Raw genomic sequence first — 909 nt, forward strand, 5'->3', positions numbered from 1 at the left:
TGGCTCTGGCTCTGGCTCTTTAGTTTGTGATTCGCCGCTAGACTCGTCAACAAGAAAAGCATCAGATTCAAAGTTTTCATCGCCTAACAGCGCGGTAAAGTAATCATCGATTGCTTGTTCACTCGATAAACTTGGTTGCGTCAATGTCGATTCGTTATTCGCGCTCATTTATCGCTAACCTCTCGAGATAAATAAGCAGCTGTTTATAAGCAAATACACCACGGCTACCCGATGCGAAATGAGATGCTGGCAAACGTTTTAGACTGGCATCGCGAAACTTGGTATCAATCGGCACAGCAGAGGTCCAAACTTGGTTTGGATAGTCATCTTTAAGCTGAGTCAATGTTTGCAATGATGCTTTCGTTCGCTTGTCGTACATCGTCGGGACAATCGTCACCTTAAACGGTGTTTTGCGAGACTTCTGCATAATAGTTAGAGTGCGAATCATGCGATCTAAACCTTTCATCGCCAAAAATTCAGTCTGTACCGGAATCAAGATACGATCACTGGCAGCCAACGCATTCACCATCATCACACCAAGAATAGGCGGACAATCGATAAGCACGTAGTCATAGTCATCTTTCAAAGCGGCTAAAGCACGCTTTAAGATCAACCCCATACCACTTCGATTTCCCATTACACGGTCTAATGTCGCCAATGACATGTGTGCGGGAATAATATCGATACCTTCAATTTCGGTCTGTATAGTCAACGCTCTCACAGCTTGCGTAGAAAACTCACGCAGCTGGAACAGATCAAACAGGCTCGATTCCACCGTATCTGAGTCGTAACCCAAATAGGTGGTTAGTGATGCATGTGGGTCAGTATCAACCAACAACACACGATGACCCTTTAAGGCAAGTAAGCCAGCTAGGGTCACTGTCGTCGTCGTTTTTCCAACGCCACCTT

Annotated in this window: 1 protein-coding gene and 1 pseudogene; both read right to left on the reverse strand. The window is 45.3% G+C overall.

Going from position 1 to position 909, the window contains the following annotated elements:
* Window positions 1-168, reverse strand: a pseudogene (locus AB4589_RS20015) (chemotaxis protein CheW); the annotation flags it as partial.
* The coding region (locus tag AB4589_RS20020) for a ParA family protein (RefSeq protein ID WP_372101569.1) at window positions 155-909 on the reverse strand (755 nt) is incomplete at its 5' end. The gene AB4589_RS20020 and the pseudogene AB4589_RS20015, both read right to left, overlap by 14 nt.

The organism is Vibrio sp. 10N.222.49.A3, from assembly GCF_041475145.1.
Taxonomy (GTDB): domain Bacteria; phylum Pseudomonadota; class Gammaproteobacteria; order Enterobacterales; family Vibrionaceae; genus Vibrio; species Vibrio tasmaniensis_A.